This window comes from Planococcus chinensis, assembly GCF_042681545.1.
Lineage (GTDB): Bacteria > Bacillota > Bacilli > Bacillales_A > Planococcaceae > Planococcus > Planococcus chinensis.
In genome coordinates this window covers 23,053-39,274 of sequence record NZ_JBHUFW010000011.1, presented here as the reverse complement: position 1 = coordinate 39,274, position 16,222 = coordinate 23,053, and the positions used below count along the sequence as shown (strand labels likewise).

At 52.3% G+C, this 16,222-nt stretch carries 13 protein-coding genes and 1 other annotated feature; of the genes, 5 read left to right on the top strand and 8 right to left on the bottom strand.

The genetic code is table 11. The features are described from left to right. Positions 1-311: 311 nt before the first annotated feature. The 4 genes from leuS to ACFSDB_RS12785 all read right to left on the bottom strand — a co-directional run bounded on the left by leuS (position 312) and on the right by ACFSDB_RS12785 (position 5,802). Positions 312-2,723 carry a leucine--tRNA ligase gene (gene leuS / locus ACFSDB_RS12800; RefSeq protein ID WP_204890190.1) on the bottom strand — a complete coding sequence of 804 codons (2,412 nt, stop codon included), beginning with the start codon at positions 2,721-2,723 and terminating at the stop codon, positions 312-314. A gap of 97 nt (positions 2,724-2,820) precedes the next feature. Then, positions 2,821-3,027, bottom strand: a binding site (T-box leader). A 45-nt stretch (positions 3,028-3,072) separates the two neighbouring features. Then, positions 3,073-3,726 carry a 3-oxoacid CoA-transferase subunit B gene (locus ACFSDB_RS12795; protein ID WP_204890189.1) on the bottom strand — a complete coding sequence of 218 codons (654 nt, stop codon included), beginning with the start codon at positions 3,724-3,726 and terminating at the stop codon, positions 3,073-3,075. Positions 3,727-3,744: 18 nt separating this feature from the next. Then, positions 3,745-4,437, bottom strand: a complete 693-nt coding sequence (locus ACFSDB_RS12790; RefSeq protein WP_204890188.1) for a CoA transferase subunit A — start codon at positions 4,435-4,437, stop codon at positions 3,745-3,747. A 168-nt stretch (positions 4,438-4,605) separates the two neighbouring features. Then, on the bottom strand, positions 4,606-5,802 hold the full coding sequence (locus ACFSDB_RS12785; RefSeq protein WP_204890187.1) for an MDR family MFS transporter: 1,197 nt from the start codon (positions 5,800-5,802) through the stop codon (positions 4,606-4,608). A 155-nt stretch (positions 5,803-5,957) separates the two neighbouring features. On the opposite strand from ACFSDB_RS12785, the gene mnmL reads away from it, so the two are divergent. Both mnmL and mnmM read left to right on the top strand, forming a co-directional pair. Beyond that, positions 5,958-6,911: a tRNA modification radical SAM protein MnmL/YtqA gene (gene mnmL, locus ACFSDB_RS12780; protein ID WP_204890186.1), complete on the top strand. Its 954-nt coding sequence runs from the start codon at positions 5,958-5,960 to the stop codon at positions 6,909-6,911. Then, positions 6,908-7,489, top strand: coding sequence for a tRNA 5-(aminomethyl)-2-thiouridylate-methyltransferase MnmM (mnmM, locus tag ACFSDB_RS12775; protein WP_204890185.1), 582 nt, complete (start codon positions 6,908-6,910; stop codon positions 7,487-7,489). The genes mnmL and mnmM overlap by 4 nt, the downstream gene beginning before the upstream one ends. A gap of 64 nt (positions 7,490-7,553) precedes the next feature. Here mnmM and ACFSDB_RS12770 read toward each other — a convergent pair whose 3' ends face one another. After that, positions 7,554-9,722, bottom strand: a complete 2,169-nt coding sequence (locus ACFSDB_RS12770) for a copper-translocating P-type ATPase (RefSeq protein WP_377340260.1) — start codon at positions 9,720-9,722, stop codon at positions 7,554-7,556. Positions 9,723-9,929: 207 nt separating this feature from the next. Between ACFSDB_RS12770 and ACFSDB_RS12765 the strand changes: the two genes are divergently transcribed. Then, positions 9,930-10,628 carry an ABC transporter ATP-binding protein gene (locus ACFSDB_RS12765; RefSeq protein ID WP_204890184.1) on the top strand — a complete coding sequence of 233 codons (699 nt, stop codon included), beginning with the start codon at positions 9,930-9,932 and terminating at the stop codon, positions 10,626-10,628. A gap of 12 nt (positions 10,629-10,640) precedes the next feature. Further along, entirely contained in the window at positions 10,641-12,989 is a 2,349-nt protein-coding gene (locus ACFSDB_RS12760) for an ABC transporter permease (RefSeq protein ID WP_204890183.1), read from the top strand. A gap of 23 nt (positions 12,990-13,012) precedes the next feature. Here the strand turns inward: ACFSDB_RS12760 and ACFSDB_RS12755 are convergent, their stop codons facing one another. Together ACFSDB_RS12755 and ACFSDB_RS12750 are read right to left on the bottom strand one after the other, a co-directional pair. Beyond that, positions 13,013-14,026 (bottom strand): LLM class flavin-dependent oxidoreductase, encoded by a 1,014-nt coding sequence (locus tag ACFSDB_RS12755; RefSeq protein ID WP_204890182.1) that lies wholly within the window; start codon positions 14,024-14,026, stop codon positions 13,013-13,015. A 21-nt stretch (positions 14,027-14,047) separates the two neighbouring features. After that, entirely contained in the window at positions 14,048-14,857 is an 810-nt protein-coding gene (locus tag ACFSDB_RS12750; RefSeq protein WP_377340255.1) for an alpha/beta fold hydrolase, read from the bottom strand. A 97-nt stretch (positions 14,858-14,954) separates the two neighbouring features. On the opposite strand from ACFSDB_RS12750, the gene ACFSDB_RS12745 reads away from it, so the two are divergent. Continuing rightward, on the top strand, positions 14,955-15,467 hold the full coding sequence (locus ACFSDB_RS12745; protein ID WP_204890180.1) for a gamma carbonic anhydrase: 513 nt from the start codon (positions 14,955-14,957) through the stop codon (positions 15,465-15,467). Between the two features lie 37 nt (positions 15,468-15,504). Here ACFSDB_RS12745 and ACFSDB_RS12740 read toward each other — a convergent pair whose 3' ends face one another. Next, entirely contained in the window at positions 15,505-16,206 is a 702-nt protein-coding gene (locus ACFSDB_RS12740; RefSeq protein ID WP_204890179.1) for a response regulator transcription factor, read from the bottom strand. Between the last annotated feature and the right edge of the window lie 16 nt (positions 16,207-16,222).

Genomic DNA, 16,222 nt, shown 5'->3' with positions numbered 1-16,222 from the left:
CCGCTTTTTTTGCGGGCGTTTTTTAGTAGGACGGAAATTTTTGGAAGAAGATGCATGGTTGGAAATATTTCTTCTTTTCTTTAGGATTATCTGCGTTTATTTTGTTTTATCTGCGATTCTGGAGATTTATCTGCGGTCATCCAATTTTCAACTGGCTCTATCCTCCACATTTTCATTACTTGCGGCAAATTAATTTTACTTGCGCTAAACGGAACTTTACTTGCAGAAAACAGAACTTTACTTGCAGTATTCCACTTTTTACTTGCAGCAAACGAAAAAAGCCTGTCCGTCGCCGGACAGGCTTTCCTCTTTTACCCGATTACCACATTGACCAATTTCCCTGGAATTGCAATCACTTTGCGGACTTGTTTGCCTTCTGCCGCTTTCACGATGGCTTCGTCGGCAAGCGCTGCCGCTTCCAATTGCTCTTTTGTTGAATCTTTCGCCACAACGATTTTCGTGCGGACTTTGCCGTTCACTTGTACAACGACTTCGATTTCATCTTCAACCATTTTCGATTCATCGAATTCCGGCCATGCTTCGTACGTGATCGTTTCCGTATGCCCGAGTTTTTCCCATAGCTCTTCTGACAAATGCGGTGCAACCGGCGACAAGAGCTTGACGAAGCCTTCTGCGTATTCTTTCGGAATCGCATCTGCTTTATAGCCTTCATTGATGAACACCATCATTTGCGAAATTGCGGTGTTGAAGCGGAGGCCTTCGTAGTCCTCGGTTACTTTTTTGACGGTCTGATGGAAGACTTTCTCCATTTTGCCGTCGTTCGCTTCGGTGATTTTCGCGCTCAAGCTGCCGTCTTCGATGAACAGGCGCCATACGCGGTCAAGGAAGCGGCGCGCGCCGTCAAGGCCGTTTGTCGACCAGGCGATCGATGCTTCAAGCGGACCCATGAACATCTCGTACAAACGAAGCGTATCCGCCCCGTGGCTCTCGATGATCTGGTCCGGGTTGACGACGTTGCCTTTGGATTTCGACATTTTCTCATTGCCTTCACCCAGGATCATCCCTTGGTTGAACAATTTCTGGAACGGCTCTTTTGTGGAAACCACGCCGATATCGTAAAGCACTTTATGCCAGAAGCGTGCGTACAATAAATGAAGTACCGCGTGCTCTGCTCCACCGATATAGACATCAACAGGAAGCCAGTGTTTCAACAATTCCGGATCCGCCAACGCTTCTTCGTTGTTCGGATCGATATAGCGAAGGTAATACCAGCAGCTGCCTGCCCATTGCGGCATCGTGTTGGTTTCGCGGCGCCCTTTCATGCCGGTTTCCGGATGGACCACATTGACCCATTCCGTAATATTGGCAAGCGGTGATTCGCCCGTACCGCTCGGCTTGATGTCGGTTGTCACCGGCAGCATCAACGGCAGGTCTTTCTCGTCGACCGGCGTCATCGTGCCGTCTTCCCAGTGGATGATCGGAATCGGCTCGCCCCAGTAGCGCTGGCGGCTGAACAGCCAGTCGCGCAAACGGTACGTGATTTTCTTCTCGCCGACGCCGTGCTCTTCAAGCCAGGCAATCGCGCGCGCAATCGCTTCTTTTTTGTTCAAGCCGTTCAGGAAGTCGGAGTTGATCAATTCGCCGTCGCCTGCATAAGCTTCCGTTGAAATGTCGCCTCCTGAAACCACTTCGACAATCGGCAGATCAAATTGCTTGGCGAATTCATAGTCGCGCTCGTCGTGCGCCGGAACTGCCATGATGGCGCCCGTTCCGTATGTCGCCAATACATAATCCGCAATCCAGATCGGCATTTTCTCGCCGCTGACCGGGTTCACGGCATAAGCGCCAGTGAATACGCCGGTCTTCGATTTCGCCAAATCCGTACGCTCCAAGTCGCTCTTCGTTTTCACGTCGTCGATGTATTTCTCGACGGCTTCCTTCTGTTCGGCAGTTGTGATCGAAGCCACCAGTTTATGTTCCGGTGCCAACACCGCATACGTCGCACCGAAAATCGTATCCGGGCGCGTCGTGAATGCGCGGAACGCATGCTCGGTGCCGCCGACTTTGAATTCCAGCTCGGCCCCTTCGGATTTGCCGATCCAGTTGCGCTGCATGTCCTTCAAGCTTTCCGGCCAGTCCAGATCATCCAAATCTTCCAGCAAACGGTCTGCGTATTCCGTGATGCGGAGCACCCATTGGCGCATTGGGCGGCGTTCCACCGGGTGGCCTCCGCGTTCTGATACGCCGTCAACCACTTCTTCGTTCGCAAGCACGGTACCGAGTGCCGGGCACCAGTTGACCGCCACTTCATCGACATACGCCAAGCCTTTATTGTACAGCTGGATGAAGATCCACTGCGTCCATTTATAGTATTTCGGATCCGTCGTGTTCACTTCGCGGTCCCAATCGTACGAGAAGCCAAGTTCCTGGATCTGGCGCTTGAATGTCGCGATGTTCTTCTCGGTGAATTCCGCAGGATCGTTGCCCGTATCCAATGCGTACTGTTCAGCAGGAAGGCCGAATGCGTCCCAGCCCATCGGGTGAAGCACGTTGAAGCCCTGCATGCGCTTGACGCGGCTCAAGATATCCGTCGCCGTATAGCCTTCTGGATGCCCGACATGAAGCCCGGCGCCCGACGGATACGGGAACATATCAAGCGCATAGAATTTCGGCTTTGAAAAATCCGTCTCCAGTTTGAAGGTTTTATTGCTCTCCCAATGCTTCTGCCATTTTTTCTCGATTTCCTTGTGCTTGAATGTCATGTCCTGTTCCTCCTTGGTTTAAAACGGATGCGGCCGGAGCCGATCCCCTAACAACTTCAGTACCGGGGAAAAATAAAAACTCCCGTCCCTCATAAAAATAAGGGACGGGAGTTTTCCCGCGGTACCACCCAAATTAGCGGTCGCCCGCTCAACTTGTTTCCTTAACGCGGAAAACGGTGCACCTTACTCAGGTTCGGATGCACAGACTCCGAGGCGAGTTCGACTGGTTTACACACCGGCTTGCACCTGCCGCCGGCTCTCTAGGGAATAAACGCAATCTACTGATCCTCTTCACTGTCATTAGCTATTGTCCTTTATTTTAACGGACCCGCCGTTTTTTGGCAATAGATTACGAGACTTTCACATTGTCAGTGTTCAGGGGCGCATCTGTCGAATCGATGATGTCCTGCACCGAGTAGCCGTCGAACACTTCCGACAGCACGAGGCCGTTGTCCGTCACTTCGATGACCGCCCGCTCTGTGATGATTTTGTTGACGACGCCTTTGCCAGTCAAAGGCAGGTCGCATTGCTTCTTGATTTTCGCAGAGCCGTCTTTTGCCACATGGTCCATGATGACGATGACTTTCTTTGCGCCGTGGACCAGGTCCATCGCGCCTCCCATGCCTTTGATCATCTTCCCTGGAATCATCCAGTTCGCCAAATCGCCGTTCTCAGCCACTTCCATGCCGCCGAGGATGGCAACATCGATGTGCCCGCCACGGATCATCGCGAACGATTCCGCACTCGTGAAGAATGCCGCTCCGGGAATGGTCGTCACTGTCTCTTTCCCTGCATTGATCAAGTCCGGATCGACCTGGTCTTCCGTTGGGTAAGGGCCGATGCCGAGCAAGCCGTTTTCAGATTGCAGCACAACGCTTTTATTGTCAGAAATGAAGTTCGCCACCAAAGTCGGCATGCCGATGCCCAGGTTGACGTAGTCGCCGTCTTTGATTTCTTGCTCCGCACGGCGGGCAATCCGTTCTCTCACTTGGTTCTTATCCATTCTATTCCCCGTCCTTCCTTATACAGATCGAGTGGTCAATCGTTCGATGCGTTTTTCCTGTTTCGCTTGCAGCAGCCCTTGCACGTAAATGCTCGGCGTCTGAACGTGGTTCGGGTCGATATCGCCTGTTTCGACGATTTCCTCGACTTCCGCAATCGTCACTTTGCCTGCTGCCGCTGCCAGTGGGTTGAAGTTCTGGGCCGTCTTGTTGTAGACCAAGTTCCCCATCTTGTCGGCTTTGTGCGCGCGCACCAATGCAAAATCAGCTTTCAGCGCATGTTCCAGCACATATTCCTTGCCGTCGAATTCACGGATTTCCTTGCCTTCGGCAACCGTTGTACCAACGCCCGCCGGTGTGAAGAATGCAGGGATCCCTGCACCGCCTGCACGCATTTTTTCAGCAAGCGTGCCTTGCGGCGTCAATTCCACTTCGATTTCGCCGGACAGCACCTGGCGTTCGAATTCTTTGTTCTCGCCGACATATGATCCAATCATTTTCTTGATTTGTTTGTTTTTCAATAAGAGCCCGAGGCCCCATTCATCAACGCCGCAGTTGTTGGAAATCACAGTGAGGTCTTTGACCCCTTTGTCCACCAGCGCCAAAATCAATTGCTCAGGGATTCCTACCAAACCGAATCCGCCGACCATGATTGTTGACCCGTCTTCAATCTGGGCGACTGCTTCTTTTGCAGATCCATAAATCGGTTTCATTTCTAATGGCCTCCATTTCATCTATGTACAGAATTGTTGAAAATAAAGCGCTTCCTTTTTAATTTAAACAAACTCCTCCCTAAAACGCAATATTAAGAAAAAAGGCTGACCTGCCGGTTCTTCAAAAAGAAAAGCCGGAAGACGGGTTTTCCATCTTACGGCTCAGGGTTAAAGAATCGGAGTTTCCTGCATCGCCTGCGCCTGTTCCCGCTTCAACGGGCGGTCATACAGGAGCGACGTGATGATCGCAATCGACACCAAAGCGGTGATCAACGCGAACAAAGCCGGCATTCCATACAGATCGACCATGACGCCGCCGAGCAGCGGGCCGACCATGCGCCCGCCAGTTGCGACGCTGTTGACGATGCCCTGGTAAAAGCCTTCCCGCCCTTTTGGCGCCAATTGGTTGGCAAGCGCCGGAACCGCCGGCCAGACAAACATTTCACCGATTGTCAGGATGGCCATGGCAATGATGAACATGCTGAAATCCTGGGCAAATGCCACGACAATATACGACACAATCATGATCAGGATGCCAATGATCAGTTGCTGCTTTATGTTGTCTTCAATCTTTTTCATGATCGGCCGAATGAATGGCTGTCCTGCGACAATCAGGATGCCGTTCAGCGTCCATAGGAAACTGTATTGCGGCAATGTGATGCCGATTTCCTGCGTATAAGCGGAAATGGTTGATTGCCACTGCACATAGCCGACCCAGCACAGGAAGTAGCCGGCTGAAACGATCAGCAAAGCGTAAAGCGGCGCGCGTTTGCGGATCTTTTTCTTTTCATTGAAGACGGATGTGTGTGCGTTCGGTGAGATGCTCATCGACTTGAATCCGAACAAGGCGATGAAGAAGAACAGGACATACATCGCTAGATTAGCGGTAAAAATATAATCGAAACTATAGGCGGCAAGCACGCCGGCCATGGCAGGCCCAAGGGCGACGCCGACGTTCTGGGCGAGGTAGATTGCATTGAACGCCTTGCGCCCGCCTTCCGGCCACACCGTTCCGACCATGGCGTACATGCTCGGGAAGACGATGCCTCCGCTGAATCCGATGATGGTGTAGAAGACGACAAACGGCAAAAAGCTGTGCCAGATTGTCAACCCGGTGAGCGCAATCAGCGTAAAAACGATTCCGGCCATAATCGAACGGTATCCTCCGAATTTATCGAAAAGCGCCCCGCCAAGCAAGTTGCCGATGACCGCCGCTCCGGCGTTCGCCATCAGGACCAGTCCGGCGAGCGACAGCGATTTCCCGAGGTGGTCGTGCATATATATAGTAGTCAATGGCCATAAAAAGGAATTTCCCGTCACGTTGACGAGCATTCCGATGATCAAAAGCCAGACGCTTTTCGGCATGGTATTCTCTCCTCTTATCTCAATTCCAAAAGCAATTGTATTCCTTTTCCAGCATGCCGACAAGCTAAATTTTCCGCCTTGCTGGAAATCAGGATTTCCGCCGTTGTAGCGCCTTTTGGCGCCATGCTACAATACGGGTTGAGGAGTTGTTTTGAATGAATATGAATTTGCCTTTTTCTTCGGACGGCAAGCGCTACTATACATGGAACCGCCACTTGCGCGACCATTTCGGCTTCAAGGTGATGAAGATTGCGCTCGATGCCGGCTTTGACTGCCCGAACCGCGACGGTACGGTCGCTTTTGGCGGCTGTACGTTCTGCAGCGCAGCCGGTTCCGGTGATTTTGCCGGGGACCGCACCGAACCGATCGACGTCCAATTCGAAAAAATCAAGACGAAAATGCATCGTAAATGGAAAGACGGCAAATACATGGCCTATTTCCAGGCTTATACGAATACCCATGCACCGCTCCCTGTTCTTAAGGAAAAATTCGAAGCGGCACTGGCACAGGAAAATGTCATCGGCCTCAGCATCGCGACGCGGTCCGACTGCCTGCCGGACGACGTCGTCGATTATTTGGCGGAATTGAACGAACGGACGTATCTTTGGGTCGAACTTGGCTTGCAGACCGTACACGAAAAGACCGCACGCCTCATCAACCGGGCGCATGACTTCCCATCGTATGTCGAAGGCGTCAATAAACTCCGCAGCCGCGGCATTCGCGTCTGTACGCACATCATCAACGGCCTGCCGCTGGAAGACCGGGAGATGATGATGGAGACGGCACGTGAAGTGGCGAAGCTGGACGTGCAAGGCATCAAGATTCACCTGCTGCATTTGTTGAAAGGCACGCCGATGGTCAAGCAATATGAAAAAGGCATGGTGGAATTTCTCGGGAAAGAAGAATACATCCGTCTGGTAGCAGACCAATTGGAAGTGCTGCCGCCGGAGATGGTGGTGCAGCGCATCACCGGCGACGGTCCGATCGACTTGATGATCGGGCCGATGTGGAGCGCAAATAAATGGGACGTCCTGAACGGCATCGATGCCGAACTTGCTGAGCGCGAAAGCTGGCAAGGGAAATTTTTTGGAAAGAGTGTGAAAATATGACGTTGCAGCGGGTTCTGCCATTTACCAAGAGTTTATTGGAAGAAGCGGTTTCGGAAGGCGATACGGTCGTTGATGCCACGGCAGGCAACGGCCACGACACCCTCTTTCTCGCCGGGCTTACCGGACCGGGCGGCAAAGTGATTGCATTCGACATCCAGGAAGAAGCGATCGAAGCGACGCGCCTCCGCGTCGAAGGCCATCCGCAAGTCAAGCTGGTCCACGGCAGCCACGCGGAAATGGTCCGGCATGTGGACGGCCCGGTAGCCGCCGTGGTCTTCAACCTCGGCTATTTGCCGAAAGGCGACCACGCGATCATCACCAAGAGCGACAGCACGCTCACTGCCATCGAACAAAGCATCGGGCTGCTGAAAGAAAACGGCCTGGTGCTGATTGTCATCTATTCAGGCCATGAGGGCGGCGGTGAAGAGCGGGATGCCGTCATGGAATATGTCCGGGAATTGCCTCAGGCGTTCTTTGATGTCATGAAGTACGAATTCATCAACCAGCGCCACTCGCCGCCATTTCTTGTGGCAATCGAGAAAAAGCCAAAGAGAAATAAACAGAGGACAGAAGGCTGATCATAAGCCTTCTGTCCTCTTTTGTTTTTCCATGCCGGCTCCAACCCCCGACGCTGCCTGCTGTTCATGCTTTCAATAATTTTGCATTGATGGCCACAATGATGGTGCTCAGGCTCATGAAGACGGCGCCAACGGCCGGGCTGATGACGATGCCCCACGGCGCTAGGACACCAGCTGCAAGTGGAATCGCGACGATATTATAGCCGGTGGCCCACCATAAATTCTGGACCAATTTCCGGTACGTCTTTTTCGAAAGGTCGATCAATGCCACCACATCATTCGGGTTGCTCTTCACGAGTACGACGTCAGCCGTTTCCATTGCGACGTCCGTGCCTGCACCGATGGCGATGCCAAGGTCGGCCGTAGCAAGTGCGGGAGCGTCATTGACGCCGTCCCCGGTCATCGCCACTTTCCAGCCCTTCGCTTTGATTTTTGAAATCTGATTGGCTTTGTCATCCGGCAAGACTTCGGCATACACTTCCTCTATCCCCAACTGGGCTGCGACCCAGTCCGCCACTTTCTTGTTGTCGCCTGTCAGCATGATGGAATGGATGCCTTTGGCTTTCAATGCGGCCACGGCTTCTTTGGCCGTATCCCGCACCAGATCGGCCAGGGCGATCATGCCCGCAAGTTTGTCTTCCACGAGGACGAAGACGACCGTTTTTCCTTGTTCCGACAATTGATTGAACACGTCCCTATTGAAGCCCAGTTTCTGGCTGTTTACATATCCCGGACTGACAACATTTACTTTCTGCCCGTCCACCCATCCTTGGATGCCTTTTCCTGAGATCGAACCAAATTCGCTCACCCGGCCTATTGGCAAACCTTTTTCTTTGGCTGTAGAAACGATGCCTGCTGCAATCGGATGCTCCGAATTCTGTTCAATCGCCGCAGCGAGCTCAAGCACGTGATCCTTGGTATAACCGCTTTCGGGCACGATATCGGTGACGCCGAATTCCCCTTTTGTCAGCGTTCCGGTCTTGTCGAACACCACCGCATCCAGATTGCGCGCACCTTCGAAGTCCGCGCGGTTTCGGATCAGGAGCCCTTGTTTCGCGGAGATGGACGTCGAGACGGCCACCACCAATGGCGCAGCCAGTCCCAGTGCATGCGGGCAAGCGATGACCATGACCGTAACCATCCGTTCAATGGCGATATCGAAGGCATAACCGAGTGCGAGCCATGCGCCCAATGTAGCAAATCCCGCCCCTAATGCCAGATAGAACAGCCATTTTGCAGCCCGGTTCGTCAGATCCTGCGTTTTCGATTTGGATTCCTGCGCTTCCTTGACCATCGTGATGACTTGTGACAAATAGGATTCTTCCCCGGTCTTTTCCACCATGACAACCAGTGATCCTTCTTTGTTCACTGACCCACCTATGACTTCGCTGCCTTCCTCTTTTTCGACGGGAATGGATTCTCCGGTCAGCATCGATTCATCAATCGCCGATTTCCCTTCGATAATCACGCCGTCGACCGGAATCTTTTCGCCCGGCTTCACGAGAACCCGGTCCCCATTCCGGATGGTTGAGAGCGGAACGTCGTGGACATCCCCTTGCTCATCCATTTTATGGGCTTCGCTCGGCATCAGTTTTACCAATTGCTCCAGGGCGTTGGAAGCTCCCATGATTGACCGCATCTCAATCCAATGGCCAAGCAGCATGATGACGACCAGCGTCGCGAGCTCCCAGTAAAGCTGGTTGCCGTCCCAGCCGAATACCACAAGCGTGCTGTAGCTGTAAGCAATCGTGATTGCCAGTGCAATCAGCGTCATCATGCCCGGATTCCGGTCTTTGAGTTCGGCAATGCCGCCGGTCAGGAATGGCCAGCCGCCATAGAAAAAGACGATGGAGGACAAGGCGAACAGGATATAAAGATCGTTGGTGAAGCGCCAATCGACGCCGAGAAAATGCTGGATCATCGGCGACAGGGCCAGAATCGGGATGGTAATCACCAAAGAAACATAAAAGCGCTTTTTGAAATCTTCCACCATATGCCCGTGGTGCCCGTTGCTCCCATGCTCTTCATGTCCGTGCTCCATGGGCTCTTGCTGCACCGTCGAATCCGGTCGGTGCTCGTGCTTCTCTTGATTCATGTTGCGGTGTTCATGCTCATCTGGATTCATGCTGTGATGTCCTTGCTCATCGTGATTCATGCCGTGGTGTCCTTTCTCTTCGTGTTTCATGCCGTGGTGTTCTTGCCGGGTATGTCGGTCTCCTTCTTTGTTTGCCATGATTAGCCACCTCTTGAGAGATTTTTGACAAATGGTATTTTGATGCAATAAACATGTTTCCGAGCGGCTGTTGCTGTTTTCAGATTTCCTTCCGACATTTTTCTGAATAATTCGATTATAATCAAATCATACATCAAACTCTTCATTAATACTGCTGGTTTTATTCCATCAGGCTATTTCTCCATCCATAAGCAAGGAGTGATAAACATGATAACGTTGACAGGCGTCACCAAGACTTACCGGAGCGGCGACATCGAAACGGCTGCGTTGAAAAGCATCGATCTGGAAATCGCGGAAGGAGAATTCGCCGTGATTCTCGGGCCCAGCGGCAGCGGAAAAAGCACGCTCCTTAATGTCATCAGCGGGCTCGATACGGTGACATCCGGGAAAATCAGTTTTCGCGGCAAGGAATTGACCGGCCTGTCCGAAAGCGGCATGACGCGTTTCCGGCGGCAATACCTCGGCTTCATCTTCCAGCAGTACAACCTGCTGCAAAATCTGACGGTCTATGAAAATATCCAGATCGGCTCGGATATCGGGACCGATCCGCTCGACATCGACGAACTGCTGCTGAAAATCGGCCTCGAAAAAACCCGCAATAAATACCCGAGCCAGCTTTCCGGCGGTGAACAGCAGCGGGTGTCCGTCGCCCGGAGCCTGGCCAAGAACCCTGCAGTCATTTTCTGCGATGAGCCGACCGGTTCGCTCGACGAGGCAAACTCCAAGAATGTGCTGAAGCTGCTGCAGGAACTCAATCGGGAGTATAGGAAAACGATCGTCATCATTACCCACAATACAGGCATTTCCGAGATGTCCGACAAAGTGATCAAGATGAATTCCGGAAAGATTGTAGACATTACCATCAATCCAACCAAAAAAGATGCCAAAGATATTCACTGGGGATAAGGAGGAAGCCAGATGCTGCTGAAAAATGTGATCAGGGCTTTTCGCAGAAAGTGGATGCAGCTTGCCGCCATCGGCATTATCATCATTCTCAGTTCCTTCACCTATACGATGATGTTCTATGGCATCAGCGGCATCGAAGAACCGACGGAAAGCTATCTTGAAGAAGCCAACCAGGAAGATTTTTCGGTCGAGATGCTGAATACGGTTTCGGAAATTGAAGCTCGCGATCCCGAAGTGGCAGCTTACCTGTCCCAAGGGGCTTTTTCGTTGAGCGGTATCAAAGGGGCCGATCCCGGGCTTTTTCAGCGCTTGATGGACCGGCGCATCGAAGCCTTCAATCGCCATTACCCCCATTCATCTTTGGAAATGCGGGAATTTAAGATTGCCAATTACACACTCGGCGGCGAAAGCCATACTGCTCTGGCGGCCAAAGACGCCGAACGGATCAACCTCTCCTTTATCGAACAAGGACGCAAGCCGGAAAGCCCCACGGAAATCGCTGTCAATAAAATCTATGCCGAAAAAAACGGCCTGCGGATCGGCGAAGCATTGTCAGTAAGCGGCACGAATTATACGATTACCGGATTTGTGCTTTTTCCGGATTACACGCTGCCGATGTTCGATGATAGCTTCAATATCGATGCCGGCCTTAAAGCGCTGCTGCTTTTCCCTTCTTCAGCCTACGAAGAACTCAATGCTCCTGAAAGCTTCAGGCTTGCGGGGACGCTTCCGGATACAGAAGAGCTGGATACCTCGTTTGACAGAGCAGCACTTCCTTTTGTCACGCATATCGCCGCCACTGAAAACACTGCGCGCAGCGGTGCCGTATACGGCGAATTGAACGAAGGCAAGACGATGTCGCTCGGCCTCAGCGTGTTCATTGCTTCAATCGCGGTCATTATCGTATCGATCATGATCTTCAACCTGCTCTATGCAGAGCGGAGCCAGATCGGCATATTGAAAGCGCTCGGGTATAGCCGGTCCAAAATCTCAGCCCCTTATTTATTGGCAATTTCGGTTTTCGCCCTTGTCATGCTTGCGATCGGCTATGCATTCGGATGGCTGGCAGCTGAACCGCTGAAATCTCTATATCTGGACTTTTACCTTTTGCCGTCGGCAGCCATCGGGCAAAGCTGGTCTGTTTTCGCGACAGCCATTCTGGTGCCGCTGCTGTTTTTTTCCGCCGTTTCCGGCTTTATCATCTACCGAATTCTCGGCGAGCGCGCCTTGGCGCTGCTCACCCCGCCCATCCATTCCTCCATTAACCGCCTCAGCCGTGCAGTCAGCATGCTCTTGTCGGGGAGGTCAGGCGCAATAAAGTTCAAATACCTGCAGGCTATTCGGAGCACCGGCAGTTTCCTGATTTTCTTTATCGGCATCCTGTTTTCCACCTTATTGATTTTCTTTGCCTTGATGCTCGACGGCACCGTGGAACGATTGACGGTCGGCTATCTGGAAAAAACCGAATATGAATACGAAGCCTATCTGGATGCTGCAACGGCTCCGCCTCCGCTCCAAAATGGAGAGGAAAAATTTCTGTCCTATCCTTTTGCGGGGCTGAACGATGAAACCGTCATGCTCCAAGGGCTGTCGCCGGACAACCGCTTGTACCGGCTTTATGCGGAGTCTGGGGAGGATATCACTTCCGCTTTAGAGAACGGCGTCGTCATTAGTGAACGCTTGCGGGCGACTCAAGAGATCGAAGACGGCGACTCCATGACGGTCGAAATCAATAACAAGGAAAGCGAATTCGTTGTCCGGGGAGTTGTCGAGGAGTATACGGCAGACAAGATTTACATCGACCGGCAGACCTTAAGCCTGCTACTGACAGACGGCCAAACGCCCGGCCTTTACAACGGGGTTTATTCTTCAGACCCGCCTTCTTCGGAAGCTTATCAGACCGTCATTTCCAAAGAAGGGTTTATGGAGCAGTCGGAGGCGCTGGCCAGCTATTCAAGCCTGATGTTCAATGTCCTGATCGCGGGAGCAGCCATCATAGCCGCAAGCATCCTGTTCGTGCTCACTTCTTTCACGGTCGAAAAAAACTATTACGCGATCTCCTTGCTGAAAGTGCTCGGATATAGCCGGCGCGAAGTGAATTCGATGATCCTGAGCAGTTATTTCGTGTATGCACTGATTTCCTATTTGATCAGCATACCGCTTGCACTCTTTGTACTCCGGCGGCTGATTGTCGTTTTTGCACTGGATTACGGCATTGTGCTGCCCATGGTATTTGAACCGTTCTACATCTTGGTCGTGCTCACTATCCTGCTGGCCATCTATTTTGCCAGCACTTTCCTCAGCCGCCGGAAAATCGAACGGATCCCGCTTCAGGAAGTACTGAAAACCTACGGGGAATAAACCCATAGAAAACGCCGGACAGATCAGCCTGTCCGGCGCTTTTCCATTTCTTCTGCAATCAGCCTGTACGACTCCAATTTGTCTTCAAAATCATACGCAATGGTCACGAGCATCACTTCATCCGCTGCATATTCTGCAGCAAGGCTTTCAAGCGCATCCACGACTCCCTTCGGTGTGCCGACAATCGCGCGCTTGCGGTTTTCCTCGACAAGCAGGCGCTCGAATTTGGTATAAGGATAAGCCAACGCTTCCTCCGGAGGCGGCGTCCCTTTGGACGGCTTGTTCTGCGCGCCCATCGCCAACGCCAGATCCATCGAAGAGGCCATACGCTCCGCCTGTTCTTCGGTTTCCTGGCACACAACGAAAATCGCGACGCCCTGGTACGGCTTGCTGCCGTTATAAGAAACAAACCGGTCCCTGTAGCTTTTTGCGAAACTCTGCCCGCCTTCGCCGTTGATAAACTGCGCAAACATATACGGCAGCCCTTTTTCTGCAGCCAGGAGTGCCGAACTTTGGCCGGACCCGAGCATCCAGACCGGCGGTGCAGTTTCGGTTACAGGAGTCGCTTTCATGCCGTAATAAGGATGTTCTTCCGGAATGGCATCCTCCAGATACATGCGGAGCTCGTCGATCTGTTCCGGAAACTTCGCCGCGTCGCGCGGCTTGCCGTTGTTCAACGCATAACTGGCCCGCGGCATACCGCCCGGCGCCCGTCCCATTCCCGCATCAATCCGCCCCGGATAGAGCGCCTCCAGCAGCTTGAAATTTTCCGCCACTTTGAAAGCGGAATAATGCGGAAGCATGACACCTCCCGAACCCAGCCGGATGGTGTTTGTCACCGCACCCAAATGGGCAAGCAGCACTTCCGGACTGGACCCGGCAAGCGTTGGCGCATCGTGGTGCTCGGATACCCAGAAGCGGGTATAGCCCCACTTCTCCGCATGCCCGGCAAGCATTGCCGTTTCCTTTAATGCCTGCTGCGGCGTGCTTCCTTGCGATATCGGCGACTGGTCTAAAATACTGTATTTCAATGTCACATTATCTCTCCTTGCCTATGCTCAATTCACGACATACCCGAGTGTACGGAGCGAACTCCGTATAAAGAAATCCGTTGCCGCCAGAATATCCTCGCGCTCCGGTTCCTGGAACAAATCATGGCTGCAGCCGCTCCATTCCTTATAGCTGAAATCTTTCAGCTCCTGGCCCTTCAGCCAGCGTTTGGCGTATTCCTTATCGGCAATCCGATCCCTTTCGCCTGTGTGCAATAGCACCGGAATATCAGGGAACTTCCCTTTGCCCAAAGCTGTCTTCCGCATGTAGGTTTGCAGTTCATGATACCACCCGACAGTGATCTGAGTCCTGTAGAAAGGATCATTTTTCTCCGACTCGATGACATCGGGATTGCGCGTCAGGTCCCCGATTTTTATTCCATGGTCGATTTTCATCGCTGCCGTCAATTGGTGGAGCCCTGAAAGAGCAGAAGACAATTTTGACGGTGTCTTCAGCAAATGCAGCCATGGCGATGTGAAAATCGCGCCGGCAATCGGATAAGCTTTTTTGCTTAGGACATTCATGGCGATGGTTGCCCCGAGGCCGTGGGCGGCGATGAAAATCGGCAGGTCGTTTTCTTGGGCGACGACGATGCCCAGCTTGACGGATTCCTCGAATTCATCGAACGGTTCATGGTGAGGCTGCCCGCCTGGCACGCCTCTCCCATGGCCCGGCAAGTCTCCCATGATGACGTGATAGCCTGCCGTCCTCCATTGTTCGATAAGCCACGCATATCTCAGGTGATGTTCGTAAGCACTATGTACGAGCACGATCACTGCTTTCGGCTGGACTTTCGCTTCCCATTTCCACAAAGCCATCATCTCCCTTTTCTGTAACTGTACACAATGTTTGGAGCTTTTGCCCGTATTTGATAGGATGGAAGATATCCATATTCCATTTCATCGGAGGTCCCACATGATTTATCCTTATAATGGCAAGCAGCCTTCCATCCATCCTTCCGCCTTTCTCGCGGATCATGCCGTCGTCACTGGCGATGTCACCATCGGCGCAGAATCTTCTGTCTGGTTCAATACAGTTATCCGCGGCGACGTTGCCCCGACCATCATCGGCAACCGGACCAATATCCAGGATCTGTGCATGCTCCACCAGAGCCCGAACAATCCGTTGGTGCTCGAAGATGAAGTGACCATCGGCCATCAGGTCACCTTGCACAGCTGCAAGATTCGCAAAGGCGCCCTTGTCGGCATGGGGTCCATCATCCTTGACGGCGCGGAAGTCGGCGAGGGTGCATTCATCGGCGCCGGAAGCCTTGTACCGCAAGGCAAAATTATTCCGCCGGGGACATTGGCGTTCGGGCGGCCTGCCAAGGTTGTCCGTGAACTCCGTGACGATGACAAGCAGGACATGGAACGCATTGTCCGAGAATACGCCGAAAAAGGCGCATATTACAAATCGCTCCAGAAATAAATATAGTTTAAAGAGCCGGCATCCTGCCGGCTCTTTTCTATGAGATCAGCCCGGATCTCACCGCTACTGCTATCGCCTGCGCCCGGTGGCGGACGCCTAGCTTCTTCATGGCCGAACTGATATAATCCCTTGCCGTAAACTCACTGATTGCCATCTTGCCTGCCATCTCTTTCGTATCCAGTCCGATGGACAGCATTTCAAGCACCTGGATTTCCCGGTTGCTCAGCTTAGCGTGATGGACTTTCGCTTCTTTTGAGACGATCGAATTGAAAGCAAGCCGGAAATACTCTTCGATCTTCTTTAGCATAGGCTCTTGAAACGGTTTTTTGCCCGTATAGCCGTCAATCAAAACACAGCCAATCACCATCGAGCCTTTCTTCAAAGGAACGACGAGAAGCGAAGATAATTTGTATTTCTCCACGTACTTCTCCGGAAACGATGCATTCCCCGGATTCAGTTCAATATAGGACGCTTTCCGATTATGTATCGCCGAAAAGACCGGAGGTACATTCCTTACATCTTCCCTGATTTTCTCGGACGGAAACAAGGATCCGTCGCTTTGCAGGAAGAACAGCAGTTCACTCATGTAATTGATTGGCGAATAAGAAAACAGCGATAACCGGGAAAAAGGGAAAAATGAAAAGAAACCCTTCAGGCTCTTCAGAATCTGCTGTTCTTGGTTTTTTTCTTCCGATAATTCGGCCAGAAATTGTTCAAGTTTCAAACTGCTTGCGGGCATGGAGCATCCTCCTCTG

Coding starts and splice junctions, on each gene's coding strand:
- mnmL (WP_204890186.1), top strand. CDS start 5,958: ATGAATATGAATTTGCCTTTTTCTTCGGACGGCAAGCGCTACTATACA.
- ACFSDB_RS12790 (WP_204890188.1), bottom strand. CDS start 4,437: ATGAAACCGATTTATGGATCTGCAAAAGAAGCAGTCGCCCAGATTGAA.
- ACFSDB_RS12795 (WP_204890189.1), bottom strand. CDS start 3,726: ATGGATAAGAACCAAGTGAGAGAACGGATTGCCCGCCGTGCGGAGCAA.
- ACFSDB_RS12770 (WP_377340260.1), bottom strand. CDS start 9,722: ATGGCAAACAAAGAAGGAGACCGACATACCCGGCAAGAACACCACGGC.
- ACFSDB_RS12745 (WP_204890180.1), top strand. CDS start 14,955: ATGATTTATCCTTATAATGGCAAGCAGCCTTCCATCCATCCTTCCGCC.
- mnmM (WP_204890185.1), top strand. CDS start 6,908: ATGACGTTGCAGCGGGTTCTGCCATTTACCAAGAGTTTATTGGAAGAA.
- ACFSDB_RS12765 (WP_204890184.1), top strand. CDS start 9,930: ATGATAACGTTGACAGGCGTCACCAAGACTTACCGGAGCGGCGACATC.
- leuS (WP_204890190.1), bottom strand. CDS start 2,723: ATGACATTCAAGCACAAGGAAATCGAGAAAAAATGGCAGAAGCATTGG.
- ACFSDB_RS12750 (WP_377340255.1), bottom strand. CDS start 14,857: ATGGCTTTGTGGAAATGGGAAGCGAAAGTCCAGCCGAAAGCAGTGATC.
- ACFSDB_RS12740 (WP_204890179.1), bottom strand. CDS start 16,206: ATGCCCGCAAGCAGTTTGAAACTTGAACAATTTCTGGCCGAATTATCG.
- ACFSDB_RS12785 (WP_204890187.1), bottom strand. CDS start 5,802: ATGCCGAAAAGCGTCTGGCTTTTGATCATCGGAATGCTCGTCAACGTG.
- ACFSDB_RS12760 (WP_204890183.1), top strand. CDS start 10,641: ATGCTGCTGAAAAATGTGATCAGGGCTTTTCGCAGAAAGTGGATGCAG.